Origin of the sequence: Bifidobacterium santillanense (assembly GCF_018555385.1) — a bacterium.
Lineage (GTDB): Bacteria > Actinomycetota > Actinomycetes > Actinomycetales > Bifidobacteriaceae > Bifidobacterium > Bifidobacterium santillanense.
Map to the genome: position 1 here is coordinate 76,547 of NZ_JAFEJS010000009.1, position 22,440 is coordinate 98,986.

The 22,440-nt window shown below is 67.4% G+C and carries 18 protein-coding genes; 13 read left to right on the forward strand and 5 right to left on the reverse strand.

Annotated elements, in window-relative coordinates:
• Nucleotides 1-81: 81 nt before the first annotated feature.
• From JS528_RS08620 to JS528_RS08635, 4 genes are all read right to left on the reverse strand, one after another.
• The gene (locus tag JS528_RS08620; protein WP_214358661.1) at nucleotides 82-1,134 is read right to left on the reverse strand and encodes a hypothetical protein; all 1,053 of its coding nucleotides are present in this window, start codon (nucleotides 1,132-1,134) and stop codon (nucleotides 82-84) included.
• A 166-nt stretch (nucleotides 1,135-1,300) separates the two neighbouring features.
• Nucleotides 1,301-2,755, reverse strand: a complete 1,455-nt coding sequence (locus JS528_RS08625; RefSeq protein WP_214358662.1) for an ABC transporter ATP-binding protein — start codon at nucleotides 2,753-2,755, stop codon at nucleotides 1,301-1,303.
• A gap of 3 nt (nucleotides 2,756-2,758) precedes the next feature.
• Complete coding sequence (locus JS528_RS08630; RefSeq protein WP_214358663.1) at nucleotides 2,759-3,487, reverse strand: energy-coupling factor transporter transmembrane component T; 729 nt, start codon at nucleotides 3,485-3,487, stop codon at nucleotides 2,759-2,761.
• On the reverse strand, nucleotides 3,487-4,119 hold the full coding sequence (locus JS528_RS08635; protein WP_214358664.1) for an MptD family putative ECF transporter S component: 633 nt from the start codon (nucleotides 4,117-4,119) through the stop codon (nucleotides 3,487-3,489). The genes JS528_RS08630 and JS528_RS08635 overlap by 1 nt, the downstream gene beginning before the upstream one ends.
• A 253-nt stretch (nucleotides 4,120-4,372) precedes the next feature.
• Here JS528_RS08635 and uvrA point away from each other — a divergent pair, with 253 nt between their 5' ends.
• From uvrA to JS528_RS08705, 13 genes are all read left to right on the forward strand, one after another.
• Complete coding sequence (gene uvrA / locus JS528_RS08640; RefSeq protein WP_240541421.1) at nucleotides 4,373-7,357, forward strand: excinuclease ABC subunit UvrA; 2,985 nt, start codon at nucleotides 4,373-4,375, stop codon at nucleotides 7,355-7,357.
• Nucleotides 7,358-7,505: 148 nt separating this feature from the next.
• The gene (uvrC, locus tag JS528_RS08645) at nucleotides 7,506-9,860 is read left to right on the forward strand and encodes an excinuclease ABC subunit UvrC (RefSeq protein ID WP_214358665.1); all 2,355 of its coding nucleotides are present in this window, start codon (nucleotides 7,506-7,508) and stop codon (nucleotides 9,858-9,860) included.
• 65 nt (nucleotides 9,861-9,925) lie between these two features.
• Nucleotides 9,926-10,897, forward strand: a complete 972-nt coding sequence (locus JS528_RS08650; RefSeq protein WP_214358694.1) for a shikimate dehydrogenase family protein — start codon at nucleotides 9,926-9,928, stop codon at nucleotides 10,895-10,897.
• A 17-nt stretch (nucleotides 10,898-10,914) separates the two neighbouring features.
• The gene (rapZ, locus tag JS528_RS08655) at nucleotides 10,915-11,838 is read left to right on the forward strand and encodes an RNase adapter RapZ (RefSeq protein WP_240541429.1); all 924 of its coding nucleotides are present in this window, start codon (nucleotides 10,915-10,917) and stop codon (nucleotides 11,836-11,838) included.
• A 163-nt stretch (nucleotides 11,839-12,001) separates the two neighbouring features.
• The gene (whiA, locus tag JS528_RS08660) at nucleotides 12,002-12,949 is read left to right on the forward strand and encodes a DNA-binding protein WhiA (RefSeq protein WP_214358667.1); all 948 of its coding nucleotides are present in this window, start codon (nucleotides 12,002-12,004) and stop codon (nucleotides 12,947-12,949) included.
• Between the two features lie 123 nt (nucleotides 12,950-13,072).
• Nucleotides 13,073-14,278, forward strand: coding sequence for a phosphoglycerate kinase (locus tag JS528_RS08665; protein ID WP_214358668.1), 1,206 nt, complete (start codon nucleotides 13,073-13,075; stop codon nucleotides 14,276-14,278).
• Nucleotides 14,279-14,384: 106 nt separating this feature from the next.
• Nucleotides 14,385-15,179: a triose-phosphate isomerase gene (tpiA, locus tag JS528_RS08670; protein WP_214358669.1), complete on the forward strand. Its 795-nt coding sequence runs from the start codon at nucleotides 14,385-14,387 to the stop codon at nucleotides 15,177-15,179.
• Nucleotides 15,180-15,274: 95 nt separating this feature from the next.
• Nucleotides 15,275-15,523, forward strand: a complete 249-nt coding sequence (gene secG, locus JS528_RS08675; protein ID WP_214358670.1) for a preprotein translocase subunit SecG — start codon at nucleotides 15,275-15,277, stop codon at nucleotides 15,521-15,523.
• A gap of 111 nt (nucleotides 15,524-15,634) precedes the next feature.
• A complete protein-coding gene (locus tag JS528_RS08680; RefSeq protein WP_214358671.1) occupies nucleotides 15,635-16,585 on the forward strand; it encodes an L-lactate dehydrogenase in 951 nt (316 codons plus the stop codon).
• A gap of 70 nt (nucleotides 16,586-16,655) precedes the next feature.
• Complete coding sequence (locus JS528_RS08685; RefSeq protein WP_214358672.1) at nucleotides 16,656-17,489, forward strand: HAD family hydrolase; 834 nt, start codon at nucleotides 16,656-16,658, stop codon at nucleotides 17,487-17,489.
• Nucleotides 17,490-17,605: 116 nt separating this feature from the next.
• Complete coding sequence (locus JS528_RS08690; RefSeq protein WP_214358673.1) at nucleotides 17,606-18,664, forward strand: hypothetical protein; 1,059 nt, start codon at nucleotides 17,606-17,608, stop codon at nucleotides 18,662-18,664.
• The gene (locus JS528_RS08695) at nucleotides 18,661-19,068 is read left to right on the forward strand and encodes a GntR family transcriptional regulator (protein ID WP_240541422.1); all 408 of its coding nucleotides are present in this window, start codon (nucleotides 18,661-18,663) and stop codon (nucleotides 19,066-19,068) included. Before JS528_RS08690 ends, JS528_RS08695 begins: the two co-directional genes overlap by 4 nt.
• A 173-nt stretch (nucleotides 19,069-19,241) precedes the next feature.
• Nucleotides 19,242-20,897 carry an aminotransferase class I/II-fold pyridoxal phosphate-dependent enzyme gene (locus JS528_RS08705; protein WP_217626170.1) on the forward strand — a complete coding sequence of 552 codons (1,656 nt, stop codon included), beginning with the start codon at nucleotides 19,242-19,244 and terminating at the stop codon, nucleotides 20,895-20,897.
• A 6-nt stretch (nucleotides 20,898-20,903) separates the two neighbouring features.
• Here JS528_RS08705 and JS528_RS08710 read toward each other — a convergent pair whose 3' ends face one another.
• Nucleotides 20,904-22,340 carry an MATE family efflux transporter gene (locus JS528_RS08710; RefSeq protein WP_214358674.1) on the reverse strand — a complete coding sequence of 479 codons (1,437 nt, stop codon included), beginning with the start codon at nucleotides 22,338-22,340 and terminating at the stop codon, nucleotides 20,904-20,906.
• Nucleotides 22,341-22,440: the final 100 nt, after the last annotated feature.

Below are 22,440 nucleotides of genomic sequence, written 5' to 3' on the forward strand. Positions count from 1 at the left end.
GTTGCGTCGCGCGTCCCGGTCCCGCACCGCGACACGAGTGTCCGGGGCGTGGGATCGCGCCCCGGACACCCGTCTCACGTCTCAGTCGAAGAAGCCGCCCGTGCGCCCCGCGCCGGCGCCGGCGGCCGTCGGCCGATGCCGTCCGCGCGCGGGGCTCGTCGCCGACGGTCCGGAACCGGGACCGGCGTCGGCGTGGCGTCCGGTCGGGGCGGCGGCCCGATGTGCGGCGCATGCGCCCGTCGGCGTCGCGCGCCCCGTCAGCCGCGCGTATTCGAACGCCTCGTCCTCGGTCGGCTCGGGCTGGTTCGTCCAATCCGAGCCGCCACGGACCAGCGGATCCCTGCCGTCGATGTGCGTGCGCATCATCGAGATGGCCTGTCGCACCGCATCGTCGCCCGCGCCGCCTCCCAGCCCCGCCTCGACCTGATCGAGATAATCGCGCTGCCGTTGCGCTCGCTCGTGCATCGACACCTCGTCGCACAGGGCCGCGTACATCCGCTCGGTATGGCAGCGTGTCCGGGAATCCCGTTCGCGCCGCCGCCGGTCGGCGATGCTGCGGCGCACGTCGCCGCATCTGACGATCTCCTCGACGAGCGCGTCGAACAGATTCGGCAGCCGCGTCTCGACCGTGGTGCTGTCCGAATCGCGGCTGGTCTTCACCCGGTAGTGGGTGATGTCCGAATCCACCTTGATCGACATCACGCCGGTCGGTTCGAAGCACGTCGACCGCTGCATCTGCCACGTCGGGGTGCCGTCGGGGGACCGCCGGTCCGCCAGCGTGCGCGTCTTCGGCTCAGTGCCGGAACGCGAGCACTCCGACAGATGGAACGACAGCAGCTGCCCGTCCTGCGTGGAGACGATGATGTGCGGCCACGCCCACTTGTCCTTCCGCGCCTTGGCGAACAGCCGGGCCGACGGTGCCGCGACGGCGAAGCCGCGGCCCGACGCCTCGCGCCCTATCGCCGCGACCAGACCGGCCGCGCGGGCGACCTGCCGTTCGGATACGTACTGGTGGTCGATGTCGCGCGTGAACAGGTCCGTCCACTGGCCGATGTTCGCGCGGCCCTCGGCGTCGTCGCGATCGGCGTCCCCGCCCTCCGCACGGCGCATGAGCATGATGTTTCCAGAAACCATCGTCGGTTCCCGCCTTCCGTTGTCGTCGGCACGGTCCTCGTCGACCGCCGCGTCCCGTCCCCGTCGACCGGACGCGCTCCCACCTTCGCACGTCCGCCGCCCGCACGGCAAATCGGGCGACGGCACATGTGCATAACCGTCGCCCCGTGTGCATAACCGGACCGTCTCAGCCCCGCGCCGCCTCCAGATCGATGACGCGGTCGCACCATCCGGCGGCCAGCTCCTCGTCGTGCGTGACGACCAGCACCGCGCGGCCGCGCTGCGCGAGACGGCGCAGCAGACGGCCGACCTGCTCCATGTGGAAGCGGTCCAGACCGCTGGTCGGCTCGTCGAGGACGATCAGATCCTTGCCGCACATCAGCGCCGAGCCGATCGCCACGCGCTGCTTCTGCCCGCCCGACAGACTCATCGGGTGACGGTCCGCGAGACGGGGCAGATCCAGATCGGCGAGCACACGGTCGCAACGCGCGCACGCGTCCGCATCGTCGGCGTCCGATCCGATCATGAGCTCCTCGCGCACCGAATCGGAGAACAGCTGGTAGTTCACATCCTGCATGACCATGAACCCGGCGCGCATCAGATCTCGGGGACGCGCCGTACGGCCATCCAGCTCGATGCGTCCCGACAGCGGCCCGGCCAGCCCCGTCAGCGTGCGCACCAGCGTCGTCTTGCCGGTTCCGTTGCGTCCCATCAGACCGACGATCTCGCCCCGGGCCAGCGACAGGTCCGGAACGGTCCGGCTGAACGCGCGTCGCCGGCCGCGTCCGTGACCGACGACCAGATCCCGGGTGCGCAGCAGCGCGGTCCTCCCGTCCGGCCCGTCCCCCTCGGCCGGGACGGCCGCGAGCCGGGCGACGGCGCGGCGGCATGGTTCCGGATCCAGCGTCCGCAACCCCATCGCCGCCACATGGTCGGGGGAGAGGGCGAGGAACTCGTCCGCCGGATACTCGCGCACGATGCGCCCTGCGTCGAACACCGCATACCGGTCCGCGACGCCGTTGAGCCATGCCAGACGATGCTCGGCGACCAGCACGCTCACTCCGTCCGCCTTCATCCGCACTACCAGATCGCGCATGGCGTCGATCGCCTGCGCATCCAGATTGCCGGTGGGCTCGTCGAGTACGACCAGGCGAGGCCCCAGCACGACCGCCGCGGCCATCGCGACCCGCTGCTTCTGCCCGCCCGACAGGCGGAAGATGCCCCGATCCAGCAGATCCGTCACGCCGAAACGCCCGGCCGCATCCGCCACGCGACGGTTGATCTCCGCCGCGTCCATCCCCATGTTCTCGCACGGGAACGCCAGCTCATCCGTCGTGTTCGCGTTGAAGTACTGCGTCTTCGGATTCTGGAACACGCTGCCCACCAGCGGCGTCAGCCGGTCGATCGGCACGCGCGCCGCGTCGAGCCCGCACGTCAGGACGTCGCCGGAGAGCGTGCCGCGGAAGAAGGACGGGGCCAGGCCGTTGACCACCCGGGTGAACGTCGTCTTGCCGCATCCGCTCGCCCCGCACAGCACCACGCACTCGCCGGGGGCCACGCCCAGCGAGACGCTCTCCAGCGCCGGGGCGTCGTCGGCCTGTCCATAGCGGAACGAGACGTTCCTCGCATCGACCGCATCCATGACTCAGATCACCCCCGCGGCGTCCAGGGCGAGCGGCAGCGTGCATGCCGCCATCGCCAGCCAGTCGGCCGCGCGCATGCGGATCGTCGTGCGCGACGTGTGCACGCCGTCGCGTCCCAGACCCTTCGTCAGCGCGGCGACCGACAGATCCTGCGCCACGTTCGTCGCGTTCATCAGCAGCGGCACCACCACGTATTCGAGCGACCGCGCCGGATGACGCACCCACGCGAACGCGCCCGTCGCGATGCCGCGCAGCGCCATCGCCTCGCGGATGCGGCGGTAGTCCTCGAGAATCGTGGGGAAGAAGCGGATGATCACCACGCACGGCACCACCACCGCCTCCGGCACCCGCATGCGGCGCATCGCGCACACGAACGCGCTCGCCGACGTGGTCGTGAACGCGTACGCGCCTGTCGCGAAGCATGGCAGCATCATCGACGCGCCGACCGCCAGCGCCGAGACCACGTGCAGCTGCGGCACGCCCAACGCGTCCGGGTCGAGCAGTCCCAACGCCGTCATCGCCGCGTACAGCACGGCGAAGCGAGCCGCCATGCGCACGCGCCCCGCGACGAGCATCGGCGCGAGGAACAGGGCGATCATCGTCGCCTGCGTCGCGAGCCCCACATGGAAGAACAGCATGAGGTTCGCGAGGAGCAGCAGATACAGCTTCGCGCGGGGGTCGAGCGAACGCCCGTCGCGGCGGGAGGTTGGAGCGGTCGCCGCCGTGCGCATCAGGCGATGCCGGCCTTGGCGAAGTGCTTCCTCATCAGGCGTTGGCCGAACCATCCGCCGAGGAGCGCGCACACGAGGATCGCGGCCATCGAGACGACGAACGTGCCGGCGTTGATGTGCGCGAACACGCCCTCGATGTACGCCGCGTCCTTGCCTCGGGCCTCGAGGCTCGCCACGTAGGCGTCCTTCATGAACCACAGCGGCAGGATCGGACCGGTCAGACCGTACGAGAAGACGACGTAGGAGACGAGCAGCGACGTCCTACCGCGGTAGCGGCCGGCGCGGGCGATGAGGTCGGCGGCGAGCGGGAAGACGAGACTCGCGACGAACGAGAGCGCGAAGTGGCCGGAGACGAACAGGAACAGTCCGATCACCAGACCCATCACCGTGATGCCGCCGAACTTGCCCAGACGGGCGGCGAGCAGCATGAACACCGGACCGGAGATGAGGGCGGCGATCGCCGGCAGGAAGATGGAGCCGAAGCCGCCGGTGAACAGCGTGCTCACCAGGGTGGCGACGCACACCATCACGAAATACAGGGCGGCGAACACGCCGACGGTGATGAGGTCGGCGGTCGACAGGCGGTTCGTCGTGGTCTCGACGGTGCTGACGGGGGAGGGCTGGGAGGTCACGTGCGGTCGTTCCGTTTCTCGTGGGCGTCTCGTATGCGCGACGGCTTTGCATTGATGATCGTCTTCAATGTATCGGCGGCGCGCGCGAAAGGCAATAGTCCTCGGGGAAAAACTCGGAGGGACACGCTCGAACACCTGTTCGAATGATCGGGCGGATTGAGGTATCCTGAATCGGATTGATGTGTTGTCGATGGTTCCTCGCAGCAGGCGGGTCCGGACGCGGGCCCGGCGGATGACGAACGAAGGAGAACGGATGGTGGAAGACAAGGCGAACGGCGGCAACGGGCGGACCGACGGACTGATGCCGGACGGCGACTCGTTCCTGTCCCGCGAGATCGCGAAGGCGCCGCTCGTGGAGCGGAACGGTTCCCTGGTCGCTGACATCTCGCACATCCCCAACGACCTGAAGATCACGATCCAGGGCGCCCGGGAGCACAACCTCAAGAACGTGGATCTCACCATCCCTCGCAACCGCATGGTCGTGTTCACCGGCCTGTCCGGCTCGGGCAAGTCGTCGCTCGCGTTCGACACCCTGTTCGCCGAGGGCCAGCGCCGCTACGTCGAGTCGCTGTCCGCCTACGCGCGCCAGTTCCTCGGGCAGATGGACAAGCCCGACGTCGACTTCATCGAGGGGCTGAGCCCGGCCGTCTCCATCGATCAGAAGACCACCAATCGCAACCCGCGCTCGACGGTGGGCACCATCACCGAGATCTACGACTATCTGAGGCTCCTGTTCGCGCGCACCGGCGTGCCCCACTGCCCCGAATGCGGCGAGCCGGTCGCCTCGCAGACCCCGCAGCAGATCGTCGACGCGCTCATGGCGTACCCCGAGCGCACGCGCTTCCAGATCCTCGCGCCCGTCGTCAGGGGGCGCAAGGGAGAGTTCGTCGACATGCTCGAGCTGCTGCGCTCCGACGGCTACGCCCGCGCGCTCGTCGACGGCGAGATGCGCCAGCTGTCCGACGACATCACGCTCGCCAAGCAGCGGAAGCACACCATCGAGGTGGTCGTCGACCGGCTCGTCGTCAAGGACGGCATGCGTCAGCGCCTGACCGACTCGGTCGAGACCGCGCTGAGGCTCGCGAACGGCTCCATCGTCATCGACTTCGTCGACGAGGAGGAGGGGTCGCCCTCGCGCCGCCGCCCGTTCTCCGAACACCGCAGCTGCCCCAACGGGCACACGCTCGAACTCGACGAGATCGAGCCGCGCACCTTCTCCTTCAACGCCCCCTACGGCGCATGCCCCGCCTGCACCGGCCTCGGCTTCAAGCTCGAGATCGACCCCGAGCTGGTCATCTCCGATCCGGACAAGTCACTCGCCGAGGGCGTCATCGAGCCGTGGAGCGGCACGAAGATGACCGCCTCGTACTACGGGCACATCCTCGAGGGCCTCGCCAGGGAGATGGGCTTCTCGATGCGCACCCCGTGGAAGGACCTGCCCGCGGACGTGCGCCACGACATCCTCTACGGTCACGACTTCAATGTCGACGTCTCCTACCGCAACCGGTGGGGGCGTCTGCGTGAGTACTCCACCGGATTCGAAGGCGTCGTGCGCACGCTCATGCGCCGCCACGAGGAGACCGACTCCCAGTCGATGAAGGAGTACTACGAGTCGTACATGCGCGAGGTGCCCTGCCAGGTGTGCAAGGGCCGCAGGCTCAAGCCCGAGGTGCTCGCCGTGACCGTCGACGGCAAATCCATCTTCGACGTCACCGACATGCCGGTCGCGCGCGAGCTGGCATGGGTCAACGGCCTGAGGCTCGAGGGCTCTGCCGCGAAGATCGCCGGCGAGGTGCTCAAGGAGATCAGGGCGCGCCTCGGGTTCCTCAACGACGTCGGCCTCGACTACCTCACCCTCTCGCGCGCCGCCGCGACCCTCTCCGGCGGCGAGGCCCAGCGCATCCGTCTCGCCACGCAGATCGGCTCCGGCCTCGTCGGCGTCATGTACGTGCTCGACGAGCCGTCCATCGGCCTGCACCAGCGTGACAACACCCGGCTCATCGAGACGCTCCACCATCTGCGCGACCTCGGCAACACGCTCATCGTCGTCGAACACGACGAGGACACGATCCGCGGCGCCGACTGGCTCGTCGACATCGGCCCCGGCGCCGGCGAGCACGGCGGCGAGGTCGTCTACTCCGGTCCCGCCGCTCATCTGGTCGAGGCGAAACGCTCGATCACCGGCGACTACATCGCCCACCGGCGCGAGATCGCCGTGCCCGAGCACCGGCGCAAGGTGAGGAGGACCGAGCGTCTGAGGGTCGTCGGCGCCAGGGAGAACAACCTGAAGAACATCGACGTGGACTTCCCGCTCGGCGTGTTCACCGTCGTCACCGGCGTCTCCGGCTCCGGAAAATCCTCGCTCGTCAACTCGATCCTCTACCCGGTCCTCGCCGACCAGCTCAACGGCGCGCGCATCGTGCCGGGCAAGCACCGCCGCGTCGAGGGACTCGACCAGGTGCGCAAGGTCATCCACGTCGATCAGAACCCGATCGGACGCACCCCGCGATCCAACCCCGCCACCTACACCGGCGTGTGGGACAAGATCCGCACGCTGTTCGCCAAGACGCCCGAGGCGCAGGTGCGCGGCTACGGTCCGGGCCGCTTCTCGTTCAACGTCAAGGGCGGCCGATGCGAGGCGTGCCACGGCGACGGCACGCTCAAGATCGAGATGAACTTCCTGCCCGACGTGTACGTCGAATGCGAGACCTGCCACGGCAAACGCTACAACCGCGAGACCCTCGAGGTGAAGTACAACGGCAAGACCGTCTCCGACATCCTCGACATGCCGATCGAGGAGGCCGCCGACTTCTTCAAGGCGTACACCGGCATCTCCCGGTACCTCAAGACCCTCGTGGACGTGGGGCTCGGGTACATCCGCCTCGGCCAGCCCGCGCCCACCCTCTCCGGAGGCGAATCGCAGCGCGTCAAGCTCGCCACCGAACTCCAGCGCCGCTCCGACGGCAGGACCGTGTACATCCTCGACGAGCCGACCACCGGTCTGCACTTCGAGGACGTCAGCAAGCTGCTCAAGGTGCTGCAGGGGCTCGTCGACAAGGGCAACACGGTGATCGTCATCGAGCACAACCTCGACGTGGTCAAGTCCGCCGACTGGATCATCGACCTCGGTCCCGAGGGCGGCGACGGCGGAGGTACGGTCGTCACGCAGGGCACGCCGGAGCAGGTCGCGGCGTGCCCCGACTCGTGGACGGGCAGGTTCCTCAAGGACATGCTGTGACGGATCCCGGTTTGCGCGGTGGCCGTGGTGGGATGCGGCCCGCGATGCACGACACACTCAAGGCCGTTCGGCCAAGCCTACGGTCGTGCATCGCGGCCCGCATCCCACCACTCCGTTGCAGTGTCAGGTTGCGTTGTGTAGGTGGTGTATGACGAACGACATCGAACGACATTCGCCCGAGGTGTGGCTTCGGACGGCCGACGCGTTGCGCGGCGAGAGCGGGGGAGTTGCGTCCTCCAACGGAGAGGCGGGCGCCAAGGTCAACAGGAACGGGGCGCCGCTGCTGGGGGACTCGCGCGACCTGTTCCGGCCGAGGACCTCGGACATCCCGGCCAGGCCAGGCGTCTACAAGTGGCGCGACGGCGAGGGGCGCGTCATCTACGTGGGTAAGGCGAAGAACCTGCGCAACCGGCTCACGAACTACTTCCAGCCGCTGTACCTGCTGCATCCGCGCACGCAGACGATGGTGCTCACGGCCCGCAGCCTCGAATGGACCGTTGTGGGGACCGAACTCGAGTCGCTGACGCTCGAATACATGTGGATCAAGGAGTTCGACCCGCGGTTCAACGTGCAGTTCCGCGATGACAAGACCTATCCGTATCTGGCGGTGTCCGCGGGAGAAAAGGTGCCGCGCGTGTGGGTGACGCGAAGCCGCAACCGCCGCGACGCGCGCTACTTCGGCCCCTACGCGAAAGTGTGGGACCTGAGGCACGGGCTCGACGGGCTGCTGCGCGCCTTCCCCGTGCGCACCTGCACGACGAACGTGTACCGCAAGGCCGAACTGACCGGACGTCCATGCCTGCTCGCGTCGATCGGCAAATGCTCGGCGCCCTGCGTGGGCCGCGTCACGCCCGAGGAGCACCGGCGCATGTGCGAGCGGCTCGTCGGCGTCATGACCGGCCGCCTCGGCAGGTCGTACATCGCGGGACTCACCCGCGAGATGAAGGCGGCCGCCGCGGACCTCGAATTCGAGAGGGCCGCGCGGCTGCGCGACGAGATCGCCATGCTCTCCACCGTCGTCGAGCAGAACGCGGTCGTCCTCGGACAGGAGGTGGACACCGACGTGTTCGGCTTCGCCACCGATGAACTCGAGGCGTCCGTGCACGCGTTCCACGTGCGTTCCGGCTCGATCCGCGGCGAACGCAACTGGAGCGTCGAACGCGTCGAGGACATCGGCGACGCCGACCTCATGGCCGACCTCATCGTGCAGGTGTACTCCGAACTGACCGGCGGACGGGACATGTCACGCCTGTCCTCCGGTCCTCGGGCATCCGCCGAGGACGCGTCGGAGCACGGCATCACGGAGCGACGCGAGGCCATCGGCTCCACGCAGAGCGTCACCGCCGTGGACGCGGCCGCGCGCGCGAAGGCCACACGCGAACGCAACGCGCGCCAGGAGGTCACCGGCCGCGCCGACCTGATGGCGCCGATCGCACCCGTGCCGCGGGAGGTCATCGTGCCGATCGAGCCGTCCCGACGCGAGGAGCTCGAGGGATGGCTCACCGGACTGCGCGGGGGAGCGGTCACGATCCGCGTCGCCTCGCGCGGCGACAAGAAGCAGCTCATGGAGCGCGCCGACGAGAACGCGCGTCAGGCGCTGCAGCGCAGCAAGCTGAGCCGCATCTCCGACATGGGCGCGCGTACGAAGGCCATGAACGACGTGGCCGCCGCCCTCGGACTCGACGAGGCGCCGCTGCGCATCGAATGCTACGACATCTCGAACACCGTCGGCGGCGCGTTCCAGGTCGCCTCGATGGTCGTGTTCGAGGATGCCGTCGCCAAGAAGTCCGAATACCGGCGCTTCGCCATCCGGGGCGGGGACGGCCGTGGCGTCCTCGACGACCTGTCCGCCCTGTACGAGACCCTCACCCGCCGCTTCCGCCACGGCAACATCGCCGGCGACTCCGGCGAGAGCATCGACGCCGAGCATCGGGCGAAGGCCGCCGGCGTCGTGGCGGGAAGCGGGAAGACGGCCGATGCCGGAGCCGCCGGATCCACCGGGGCGGGAACGGGCGCGGAGGGCGTCGTCCAGCAGAACACGGACCGGCATCGCTTCGCCTACAAGCCGAACCTCGTCGTGGTCGACGGCGGCCGCCCGCAGGTCCTGGCCGCTGCCAGGGCGCTCGCCGACTGCGGCGTCGACGACGTGGCCGTGTGCGGCTTGGCCAAGCGGCTCGAGGAGGTGTGGGTTCCGGACGACGAGTACCCGATCATCCTCAAACGCCAGTCCGAGGGCATGTACCTGCTGCAGCGCGTGCGCGACGAGTCCCACCGGTTCGCCATCACCTATCACCGGCAGGCCCGGCGCAAGGGGGCCCTGCGCAGCGCGCTCGACGACATCCCCGGCGTCGGCGAGACCTACCAGAAGCGGCTGCTCGCACGCTTCGGCTCGGTGCGGGCGATGCGCGAGGCCAGCGTCGAGGAGCTCGAGACGGTCAGGGGCATCGGGCACGCCAAGGCGCAGGCCATCCACGATGCCCTGGCCGGGGACGCCCGCCGATGACGCTCCCGCAGGTCCGGCGCGAGTAGGATTGGAAGACAGTGAACCCCAAGGAGGCATGGATGACGATAGCCAACCGATGCGCGGTGCTGGGCAAGCCCATCGCGCACTCGCTGTCGCCGGTGCTGCACAACGCGGCGTACCGGGCGCTGGGACTGGACGACTGGGCCTATGACAAGCACGAGGTGGGCGAGGACGATCTCGACGCCTTCCTCAAGGGGCTCGACCCCACATGGCGCGGCCTGAGCCTGACGATGCCGCTCAAGAAGACCATCCAGCCGTACGGCACGCCCCGCAACGTGTGGGCCAGGGAGCTGGGGATCGCCAACACGGCGGTGTTCGACTGGTCCGAGGCGACCCACGACGATCCGGCATGGCCCAACGGCAGACCCGGCATCAGGCTCTACAACACCGACGTGGTCGGCATCCAGCTCGCCTTCGACCACGCCAACCGCGAGTTCGGCGTGCACCACGGCGGCGGGGGGAACGGCCGCGCGCTGATCATCGGCAACGGCAACACCGCGACCTCGGCCGCGGCCGCCTGCATGATGATGCCGGAGATCGGCCGCATCACCATCGCGGCGCGCCATACGGGCAGGGATCTCGGACTCGACTCCGCGGCGGGGCTGTTCATGGGGGAGAGCCGTCGCCCGTACGACGAGATCGTCCTGTCGGACGATGCGGCCGTGATCGCCGCGGCCGGCGAGGCCACCTACGTCATCAACACCATTCCGGGCCATGCGGCCGATGGACTCGCCTCCGTGCTCGAGGCGTCGTCGGCGTCGTTCGGCGGGCTGCTGCTCGACGTGGTGTACGATCCCCGTCCCACGAGGCTCATGCGCGCCTGGCGTGAACGCGGAGGCCGGGCGATCGGCGGCGAGGAGATGCTCCTTTATCAGGCGGTGGTCCAGGTCCTGCTCATGACGGGCATCTGGGACGACGATCCGCCGTCGGACGCCGATAGGAGACTGCAGGACGTCACCACGGACGACGACCAGCTGGAGATGGCGATGAGGCGTGCCCTCGAGGAGGCGTTGTGATGAGGAACCAGCGATTGATGACGATGATCAACCAAGCCGATCCGGGCGAGGAGAACAAGCCGGCGCCGGCGGACGACTTCGAGGTGCTGCTCATCACCGGCATGTCCGGCGCGGGCCGTTCGCACGCCGCGGACTGCCTCGAGGACATGGGCTGGTACGTGGTCGACAACCTGCCCCCCAAGCTGCTTGTGCCGCTCGTCGACATGATGACCAACGCGCGCGGCGGCGACGGCGTGCACAAGCTCGCCGCCGTCATCGACGTGCGTTCGCGCTCCTACTTCGACGACCTGAACGAGGTGCTCAGCCATCTCGACGATCTCGGCGTCAAGACCCGCATCCTGTTCCTCGACGCCCGCGACGACGTGCTCGTCAAGCGCTACGAGTCGGTGCGCCGCCCGCATCCGCTGCAGCACGGCAACCGCCTGATCGACGGCATCAACGAGGAGCGCGCCCTGCTCGCCAACCTCAAGGAGCGGGCGGACATGGTGATCGACACCTCGGTGCTGTCCATCCACCAGCTGTCGACCAAGCTGTACGAGGCGATGGTCGGCAAGGGGCCCTCCACCGTGGCCGTGCACATCTTCAGCTTCGGCTTCAAGTACGGCACCCCCACCGACGCCGACTTCGTGGCCGACGTGCGGTTCCTGCCCAACCCGTTCTGGGTGCCGAGCCTCAGGGAGCTCACCGGCCGCGACAAGCCGGTCTCCGACTACGTGCTCGGCAGCAAGGGCGCCACGGAGTTCCTCGACGCCTACGAGAAGGCGCTGCTCACCGCCATCGAGGGATACGCGAAGGAGGACAAGCACTTCGTGACCATCGCCGTCGGATGCACCGGCGGACAGCACCGATCGGTGGCGATGAGCGAGGAGCTGGCCCGGCGTTTGCGTTCACATGGGCTTGACGTCACCGTTTCCGCGCGCGAGCTGCAACGTAGGCGCTGACGGGGGTCTGACCACATCTCGAGATGTGCCGGACGAAAACGTGAAAAAGGTAAGACTCTTGTCCAAGATGGTCGGTATCACAGAAATTCGGCGGACGGCGGGTGTCATTCCCCAAGGCCGGGCCCGAGACCATTGAGAGGGACGAGACTTAGGAGGTTGGCTCTTGGCTCTTCTGGATGACGTGAAAAACGAGCTGGCGGCGCTTGAGGATGAGAAGGCGGACGCGCGCAAGGCGCAGGTGACCGCCATGATCCGCTTCGCCGGCGGCTTCATGAACAATGCCCAGAAGCAGATCGTCATGCTCGCCACGTTCGATTCGCTTATCGCCGCGCAGTGGCTGCAGAAGAACATCGAGGACCTGTACAACCTCGAGGCCAAGCTCATCACCTCGAGCCGCACCACCCCGAAGGGCACCCACCAGTACCATGTCGTCAAGGTCGAGCGCGGCGCCGTGAACCTCGCCGTCGCCACCGGACTGATCGACCGCAACAAGGCCGTGCGCGGTCTGCCGGTCAAGATCGTGCAGGGCAAGATCGCCCAGGTGCGCGCGGCATGGCGCGGCGCGTTCATGGCCAAGGGCATCCTGTCCGATCTGGGCAAGAACCCGTACATGGAGATCATCTGCCCGTGCAACGAGGCGGCGATGGCCCTGGCCGGACTGGCGCGCCGTCTCGGCATCACCGCCAAGCCCCGCCAGCTGAGCAAGTCGTACCGCGTCACGCTCACCGACCCCGATTCGATCGAGCGCATGCTCAACTCGATGGGCGCGCTGCGTTCCGCCCGCGAGTGGACCGGCAAGCGCACCGACGGCGAGACCCGTTCCAAGGCCAACCGTCTGGCCAACTTCGACGACGCCAACATGCGCCGCTCCGCCAAGGCCGCCGCCGAGGCGTGCGAGAAGGTGCGCAAGGCGTTCGAACTGTTCGAGGAGGCCGGCGTCGACGTGCCGGACAACCTGCGCGCCGCGGGCCAGCTCCGTCTCGAGCACGGCGACGCCAGCCTCGAGGAGCTCGGCCGCATCGCCGAGCCGCCGATCTCCAAGGACGCCATCGCCGGCCGTATCCGTCGACTGCTGCAGCTCGCGGAGAAGACCGCCAAATCGCGTTCCTGAGAATTGACCGAACGTTTATCAAAAAACATGTGTCAGGCCCGCCGTGAACGGCGGGCCTGTTGTATTATGCGAAGTGGCAAGAACTCGCCACTTTCCCGCGCGAGCGGTTCAGAAAGGATACACATGAAGACACTCAAGGATCTTGGAGATCTCAAGGGCAAGCGCGTTCTGGTGCGCGCCGATTTCAACGTCCCGCTGGACGGCACCACGATCACCGATGACGGTCGCATCAAGGCCGCCCTGCCGACGATCAAGGCCCTGCGCGAGGAAGGCGCGAAGGTCATCCTGATGGCCCACCTCGGCCGTCCGAAGGGCAAGGTCGTCCCGGAGCTGTCCCTGGCCCCGGTCGCCAAGCGTCTCGGCGAGCTGCTCGGCGTCGAGGTCCCGCTGGCCGCCGACACCTACGGCGAGGATGCCCAGGCCAAGGTCGCCGCGATGAACGACGGCGACGTCGTCCTGCTGCAGAACGTGCGCTTCAACCCGGAGGAGACCAGCAAGGATCCGGCCGTGCGCGCACCGTACGCCAAGAAGATCGCCGCCCTCGGCGACGTCTTCGTCTCCGACGGCTTCGGTGTCGTCCACCGCGCCCAGGGCTCCAACTACGACGTGGCCGCCGATCTGCCGGCCGCCGCGGGCCTGCTGGTCGAGAAGGAGGTCAAGGCCCTGTCCAAGGCCACCGAGAACCCGGAGCGTCCGTTCACCGTCGTGCTCGGCGGCTCCAAGGTCTCCGACAAGCTCGGCGTCATCGAGAACCTGCTCGACAAGGCCAACCGTCTCGTCATCGGTGGCGGCATGGTCTTCACCTTCCTCAAGGCCAAGGGCTACGAGGTCGGCACCTCCCTGCTCGAGGAGGACCAGCTCGACAAGGTCAAGGGCTACATCGAGACCGCCGAGAAGAACGGCGTCGAGCTCGTGCTGCCGACCGACATCGTCGTGAACCCCGGCTTCCCGGCCGGCGATACCCCGGTCGCCCCGGAGGTCGTGGCCGCCGACGCCATCCCGGCCGACAAGATGGGCCTCGACATCGGCCCGGAGTCCCAGAAGCTGTTCCACGACAAGATCGTGGACTCCAAGACCGTCGTGTGGAACGGCCCGATGGGTGTGTTCGAGATCCCGGAGTTCGCGGCCGGCACCAAGGCCGTGGCCCAGGGCCTCGTCGACGCGACCGCCGCGGGCGCCTTCACCATCGTCGGCGGCGGTGACTCCGCCTCCGCGGTGCGTAACCTCGGCTTCCCGGAGGACGGCTTCTCGCACATCTCCACCGGCGGCGGCGCCTCCCTCGAGTTCCTCGAGGGCAAGGAGCTCCCGGGTCTGAAGGTGCTCGAGTAGTAGACGGATACCCGTCGGTATACTCGGTATACGGTTACGGGGCTTCCCTCTGCGAGGGGAGCCCCGTTCCATGTGTTCGCGAATCATCCAAGGAGGAGGATCCCCGATGGCGTCCAAGCGCATCCCGCTGGTGGCCGGCAACTGGAAGATGAACTTCGACCATCTCGAGGCCACGTATTTCGTGCAGAAGCTCGCGTGGCTGCTGCGTGACGCCCATTTCGACTTCCGCAGGGTCGAGGTCGCCCTGTTCCCGTCCTTCACCTCGCTGCGCAGCGTGCAGGTGCTCGTCGAGGCGGACAAGCTCAAGATCAACTACGGCGCGCAGTCCGTATCCGTCACCAATCAGGGCGCGTTCACCGGCGACATCTCCGCCGACATGATCGCCCACCTCGGCTGTTCGTACGTCATCATCGGCCATTCCGAGCGCCGCAAGTACCATCCCGAGGACGACGCCAACATCGTCGATCAGGTGCGGGCCGTGCTCGCCGCCGGCATGCAGCCGATCCTGTGCGTCGGCGAGAGCTTCGAGGAGCGTCGTCAGGGCATCGAGCTCGATTTCGCCGTCGGTCAGGTCCATGACGTCACCCGCGATCTCAACGAGGAGGAGGCCGCCAAGCTCATCATCGCCTACGAGCCCGTCTGGGCCATCGGCACCGGCATGGTCGCCACCCCCGAATCCGCGCAGGACGCCGCCCAGGCCATCCGCGCCGACATGAAGGCGACGTTCGGCGCCGACGTCGCCGACGCCGTGCGCATCCTCTACGGCGGTTCCGTCACCTCGAAGAACGCGGTCGAACTCATCGAGGAGCCCGACGTGGACGGCTTCCTCATCGGCGGAGCCTCGCTCGACGCGGACGAGCTGGCCCGCATCTGCCGACTCACCCTGCGCACCGTGCGCTGACCGCACGGCCGTCGTCCCGTCCCCTCGTCACGCGTTTTTCAACACGTTGCGCTATGCTTGGGCGCAGCATTAGTAGAACCCGGAGGTAATCCACCTTGACCGCTGTCAAAATCACCCTCGAAATCATCGTCGTCGTGCTCAGCTGCCTGCTGACCCTGCTCATCCTCATGCACAAGGGCAAGGGCGGCGGCCTGTCCGACATGTTCGGCGGTGGCCTGACCCAGAACGCGGGCACCTCCGGCGTTGCCGAGAAGAACCTGAACCGCTGGACCGTCATCATCGCCCTGATCTGGGTGGCCATCATCATCGCCCTCGGCCTGATGACCAAGTTCAACCTCATCTGATTTCCGGCGATCCACACCCTCGATCGCACATGCACGGGGAGATCCATATGCGCGGACCCATGACCGTTTCGGCCATGGGTCGCATTCGTTTGTAAGGAGACAACAGACACCATGGTCACCATGAACCGCAACAAGGTCGTCATCGTCGGCACCGGTCAGGTCGGCGCCACCGCCGCGTTCGCCATCGTCACGCACGGCCTGTGCAACGAGCTCGTGCTCATCGACCACTTCGCCGCCAAGGCGGTGGGGGAGAGCCACGATCTCGACGACGGCAGCGAATTCCAGGATCGCCACGTCAAGGTGCGTACCGGCGACTACGCCGACTGCTCCGATGCGGACATCGTCGTCATCACCGTCGGCCGCAAGCCGCCGGCCAACTCCACGCGTCTGGCCGAACTCGGCTTCACTGTGGGTCTCGTCGGCGACGTCGTCGACCATGTCATGGCCTCCGGTTTCGACGGCGTGATCGTCATGGTCTCCAATCCGGTCGACGTCATGGCCTGGTACGCGTGGAAGCGCTCCGGTCTGCCGCGCACGCAGGTCCTCGGCACCGGCACCGCGCTCGACACCTCGCGCCTCAAGACCATCATCGGCGAGGAGACCGGCCTCGACCCGCGCAACGTGGGCGGCTTCGTCATGGGCGAGCACGGCGACTCCCAGTTCGCCGCATGGTCCACCGTCTCCCTCGGCGGCAAGCCGTTCGCGCGCTTCCTCGCCGACAACCAGGACCGTTTCGCCTCCGTCTCCACCGCCGAGATCGAGGAGAAGACCCGTATGCGCGGCAACGAGATCGTCGCGGCCAAGGGCGGCACCAATTTCGGCATCGCCTCCACCGTGGCCGGCATCGTGCAGACGATCCTGTGGGACGAGCGCCGCATCGTGCCCGTCTCCACGCTGCTCGACGGCGAATACGGTGAGCACGACGTCTTCCTCGGCGTCCCCACCGAGCTGCGCGCCAACGGCGCCAACGAGATCGTCGAACTCGACCTGACCGACGAGGAGCACGCCAAGCTCCACCACTCCGCCGAGCTCGTCCGCTCCTACTGCGAGGGGCTCATCTGACGTCCCGACGTCCACGCGCCTCGCGCGGACTCCGTGCGCATCCAAACGACCGCCGAAACGAAAGCCGATCATGACCACACAGCCCCGCCTCATCGTCGCCGACCTCGACGGCACGCTCCTGCACGGCGCCCCCACGTTCGAGGGACGCTACATCACCGATCGTTCCGTGGAGGCGGTCAACCGCATGCACGACGCCGGATACCGCTTCGCCGTCGCGACCGCGCGACCCGTGAGCACCGGGTACGCCTACGCGGAGAAGCTGCCGGTGGACGCCTACATCTACCTCAACGGAGCGCTGATCGACTTCGACCCGGCGAGATCCGACTACGGCATGCTCACCTCGGGCGTGATGCCGGCCGACGGGCACCTGGAGAAGATCGGCTTCCCGTCGTCGCGCGCATGCGAGGTGTGCCGGATGTTCCTCGACGCGATGCCCGACCTCAAGGTCGGCATCGTCATGGACGACGTGCGCTACACGAACTTCGACGTGAGCGTCTACTGGAAGACCCAGACCTGGAGGCTCACCGACTTCACCGACGTGCCCGAGGGCGTGGCCGACAAGCTCATCGTCTTCCCCGAGCTCGGCGAGCAGTGGGAGCGCCTCGAGAGGCTCGTCCCACCGGACTTCGATGTGGCGATCTCCGAGGGCGTGATGTGGATGCTCATGAACCCGCTCGCCAACAAGCGCCACGCCCTGAAGACCCTGTGCGACCGCATGGGGGTGCCACTCGCCGAGACCGTGAGCTTCGGCGACGACCTCATCGACATCGACATGATGATCGCCTCTGGACTCGGCGTGGCCGTCGCCAACGCCAATCCGAAGGTCCTCGCCATCGCCGACGAGGTCTGCCCCGCCAACGACGAGGACGGCGTCGCCCAGTGGATCGAGGCGCATCTGCTGTGACCGAGGTCCGCGACGACGCTGCGGCCGACGTTGCGACTGTGTCACTGTATTGATACACTTAAACTGTATCAATACAGTGACACAGTCGACTGCCGACCTCCGATGAAGTGGATAAGATGCCGACCGTGTCCGTCCTCACGATGGAGGTGGGGAAGATGTCGTCGTTCTTCTATGTCATGACGGTGATGCTGATCGTCTGGATCCTGGCCTTGGCGCTGGCCGTGACGGTGGTGGTGCTGCTCGTCGCCTCGCTGCGGCGCATGAACCGGGAACCGGGAATGGATCGTCGGGTGCCTCCCACCCGATCGGCCCCGGGCATCGCCTCGTCCGTTCCCGCCGTGACTCCCGCCGTCGTGTCGGCCGCCCGCAAACGTGTGGTCATCGGTGTCGCGGTCGGTGCCGTCGTGCTGGCCGCCGGACTCGGAATCAACGGGTACCTCCCCGAATACCGGTATCTGCCGGCGGCGCTCACGCCCGGACTGGCGACGATCGCATGTCTGCTGACCCTCGCGATGCCGTTCCCCGGGACGTCCTCGCTCCCGACGCCCTCCGATGACGACGTGCGCGTCGCCTCGCTCAGGACACGCGAACCGTGGACCTACGCGCGACGGTACGTGCTGGCGCAGCCGCTGCTCGTCGCCGCGCTGCTCATCGTGTACCTGTGCTTCACGATGGCGACCGCCAGCGCCGACGACATGGGTCTCATGACCAGCATCGCCCTCGACCACGGCGACGGCACGTCCGCGTCGTCCGGCCCGTATCCCGGCTCGTACTACGCCATCCCGCTGATCGGCGTCACCCTGCTGCTGGTCGGCTCGACGTGCGCGGCGCTGTGGCGCGTCGCGCACGTCCCCGGCGACCCCGATCCGCGCCACGCACGGGCCGACCGGCTGTGGCGCGTCGAACTCACCCGGTTCGCGACCTTCCTGTCCGTGGGGGCGATGCTCGCGTACGCCTCGGCGGTGCTGGAAGTCGCGGGCGCGGCCACATGGCGCCTCGGTACCCATGACGGTACGCTGTCGTCCGTGTACGCTGACGACGTATACCCCACGCTCGGCAAACTGCAGGTCGGCGCCGGTGTGGTGTTGCTCGTCGTCGCCGCCGTCTATCTGATCCTGATGCTGGGTTCGGTCCGACGTCTATGGCTCATCCGCGTCGCGGGAGACGATCGATGAACACGACCGCCGGCATAGGTCCGGCTCACGGCACAGGTCCGAACGGCGGCGACCTGCGCATCGTCATCCGCGAGTCGTCCCCGATGCCGGTCCGCGAACAGATCCGATCCCAGATAGAGGGGCTCGTCCGCATCGGGGCGCTCACGGCCGGCGACCGGTTGCCGTCCGTGCGTCAGCTGGCCGGCGATCTGCGTGTCGCGCCCGGCACCGTGGCCAAGGCGTACGCCGAACTCGCCGAACAGGGCGTCATCGACACCGGGCTGGGGCGCGCCGCGCGCGTCAGGAGCGTTGATTCGGTGCCGCAGGAGCTGCTCGACGCCGTGCGCGTCTACGCCGCCGAGGCGAAACGTCGCGGAGTCTCCCTCGACGACGCGATCAGCGCGTTGCGCGCGCAGTGGAGGTGATCGGCGACCGGTACGCACGGGCGGATCGGAGCGGCAAAAGTTCAATTCACGATGTGAGATGGACGGCGCGGCGAAATTGAACTTGTCTTGAACCGGGGCTAGGTTTTGAACCAATGTTCAACGTCGATGTCGTCACGTCGGCGCGAAATTGAACTTTTGGTTTGGAGGAAGCCATGACCACTACGGTGTTCGCCGATCGCCTGCGCAACGCGATGATCGACAGGGGTATGAAGCAGATCGATCTCGTCCATGCGGCCGAACGCCGGGGGGTCAAGATGGGCAAGAGCCACATCAGCCAGTACGTGGCGGGCAAGACCATGCCGCGCGAGGACGTGCTCGACTTCCTCGCCGGCGAGCTCAAGGTGGACGCGAACTGGCTGAGGGGCGACGTCAGGGGAGGCGCCGGCGATCCGGTTCCGTCCCGGTCCGGCGACCCGACGGACGCGACGGATTCGACGGACGCCGCCACGGTCCCGAACGCCGCGGGCTCCGAGGACAGCGCCGAGAACGACCCGATCGTCGAACCGTTCCCCGAGCCCACCCACGCCGAGCGTCCCGCCGCCCAGGCCGCGCCGTCGGACGCGTCCGCGGCCGACGCTCCTTCGCCGCGCCGCCGCTCCTTCGGCAAGTCGCACAAGCTCGACAACGTGCTCTACGACGTGCGAGGTCCGGTCGTCGACGAGGCGGCCCGCATGGAGGCCGACGGCACCCATATTCTGAAGCTCAACATCGGCAATCCGGCGCCGTTCGGCTTCCGCACGCCGGACGAGGTCGTCTATGACATGGCCCACCAGCTGACCGAGACCGAGGGCTATTCGCCGTCCAAGGGCCTGTTCTCCGCGCGCAAGGCCATCATGCAGTACGCGCAGCTCAAGAACCTGCCCAACGTCACCATCGACGACATCTACACCGGCAACGGCGTGAGCGAGCTCATCAACCTGTGCATGTCCGCGCTGCTCGACGACGGCGACGAGGTGCTCATCCCGAGTCCCGACTACCCGCTGTGGACCGCCTGCGTGAACCTCGCCGGCGGCACCGCCGTCCACTACGTGTGCGACGAGCAGTCCGAATGGTATCCGGATCTCGATGACATCCGCTCCAAGATCACCGACCGCACGGTCGCCATCGTGCTCATCAACCCGAACAACCCGACCGGCGCCCTCTACCCCAAGGAGGTGCTGCAGGAGATCGTCGAGATCGCGCGCGAGCACCAGCTCATGATCTTCTCCGACGAGATCTACGACCGTCTCGTCATGGACGGCCTCAAGCACACGTCCATCGCCTCGCTCGCCCCCGACCTGTTCTGCGTCACGTTCTCCGGCCTGTCCAAGTCGCACATGATCGCCGGCTACCGCGTCGGCTGGATGGTCCTGTCCGGCAACAAGCGCATCGCCAGGGACTACATCGAGGGCATCAACATGCTCGCCAACATGCGCATCTGCTCGAACGTACCCGCCCAGTCGATCGTGCAGACCGCGCTCGGCGGCCACCAGAGCGTCAACGACTACATCGTGCCCGGCGGCCGCCTCTACGAGCAGCGCGAGTACATCTACAACGCCATCAACGCGATTCCCGGCCTGTCCGCCGTCAAGCCGAAGGCCGCGTTCTACATCTTCCCGAAGATCGACGTCAAGCGGTTCAACATCCACGACGACGAGCAGTTCGCGCTCGACCTGCTGCACGACGAGCGCATCCTCATCACGCGCGGCGGCGGCTTCAACTGGGGCGAGCCCGACCACTTCCGCATCGTCTACCTGCCGCGCATCGAGGTCCTCAAGGACGCGACCGCCAAGATCGGCGACTTCTTCAGCTACTACTGGCAGAACTGAGATGGGCTAGCGGCCGCGCCGCAGCTCCGGCAGCATCCCCCGGAACAGCGCGACCGCCAGGACCGCCGTCAGCAGATCGGCGATCGCCTGGGCCGCGATCACGCCGTTGTACCCGGCCACACGCGATCCGACGAACAACGTCAACGCAAGGATCACGCCCTGGCGTCCGATCGACAGCAGGAACGCGCCCAGCGCCTTGCCGGTCGACTGGAACGTGCACGTCGTGACCATGACGATCGCCACGCACACCAGACTCAGCAGCTGCACGCGCAGCATGCCCGCACCCATCGCGATGATCGTCTCGTCGGCGATGAAGAAGCGCATGAGCTGACGGTCGAATAGGCTCAGGATCACCGTCATGACCAGCGCGAACGAGCATAGGAACGTGTAGGCGAAGCGCATCACCCCGGCCAGTCTCGCCATGTTGCGCGCGCCGTAGTTGTATCCGATGAGCGGCTGCGCGCCGAACGCGAACCCGACGAACACGAGCACCGCGATCATCACCACCTTCAGGGCGATGCCCATCGCCGCCACCGCGTCGGTGCCGTAGGGCAGCAGGAACAGGTTCATCATCACGAGTCCCACGCTCTGCGTGAGGTTCGTGATGGCCGAGGGGATGCCGATGACCAGGATGTCGCGGATCTCGCGGCCGGTGATGTCGATCCGGCCGGCGCTCGTGCGGTTCGCGTCGGCGTCGGCTCCGTCGTCCGGTCCGGTTCCGGCATCGGCCGCAACGGTCCCGTTCGCGTCGTTCCCGCGGAACATGAGCCGTGGGTCGATGGACAGGTTCGGGCTGCGCCTGAGCAGGAACCACACGAAATACGCGTCGGTCAGGATGTTCGCGATGACGGTCGCGCCGGCGGAACCGGCCGCGCCCCAGCCGAACACGTGGATGAACATCGGGTTCAGGATCACGTTGATCACGGTGCCCGCGATCGAGCCGATCATCGACTGCACCGCGTGACCCTCGGTCCTGAGCATGTTCGTCGGCGTCATCGACACGATGATGAACGGCGAGCCGATGATGATCAGCGTGTAGAACTCGCTCGCCGGCACCCACGTGTCCGATGTCGCGCCGAGCAGCGTGAGCATCGGATCGCGGAAGACCAGTCCCAGCACCACGATCAGTATGCCGGTCAGGATCGCCGCATAGAAGCAGAACACGCTCAGCCGTCGGCCGTCGGCGAACCGGTGCTGGCCGAACAGCCGCGAGATGACCGAGCTGCCGCCCAGACCGAAGATGTCGCCCAGCGCGATCATCACCGTGAACACCGGCGCGGTCAGCGAGACGCCCGCCACCATGCTCGTGTCCCCGGTATGCGCGATGAAGTACGTGTCCACCATGTTGTACACGAGCGTGACCAGCATGCTCAGCACCACCGGCATCGCAAGACTGAAATACGCCTTCGGTATCGGCGCCCGTTCGAACAGTTCGCTGTCCATGATCTCCTCTCCGTCTCCCTCCGTCGTCGTTCCCCCGAATACGGTACCGGCGTTGCGTCCGGCCGTCTCGTGATGGGCCGTGGGCATTGTAACCGCGACA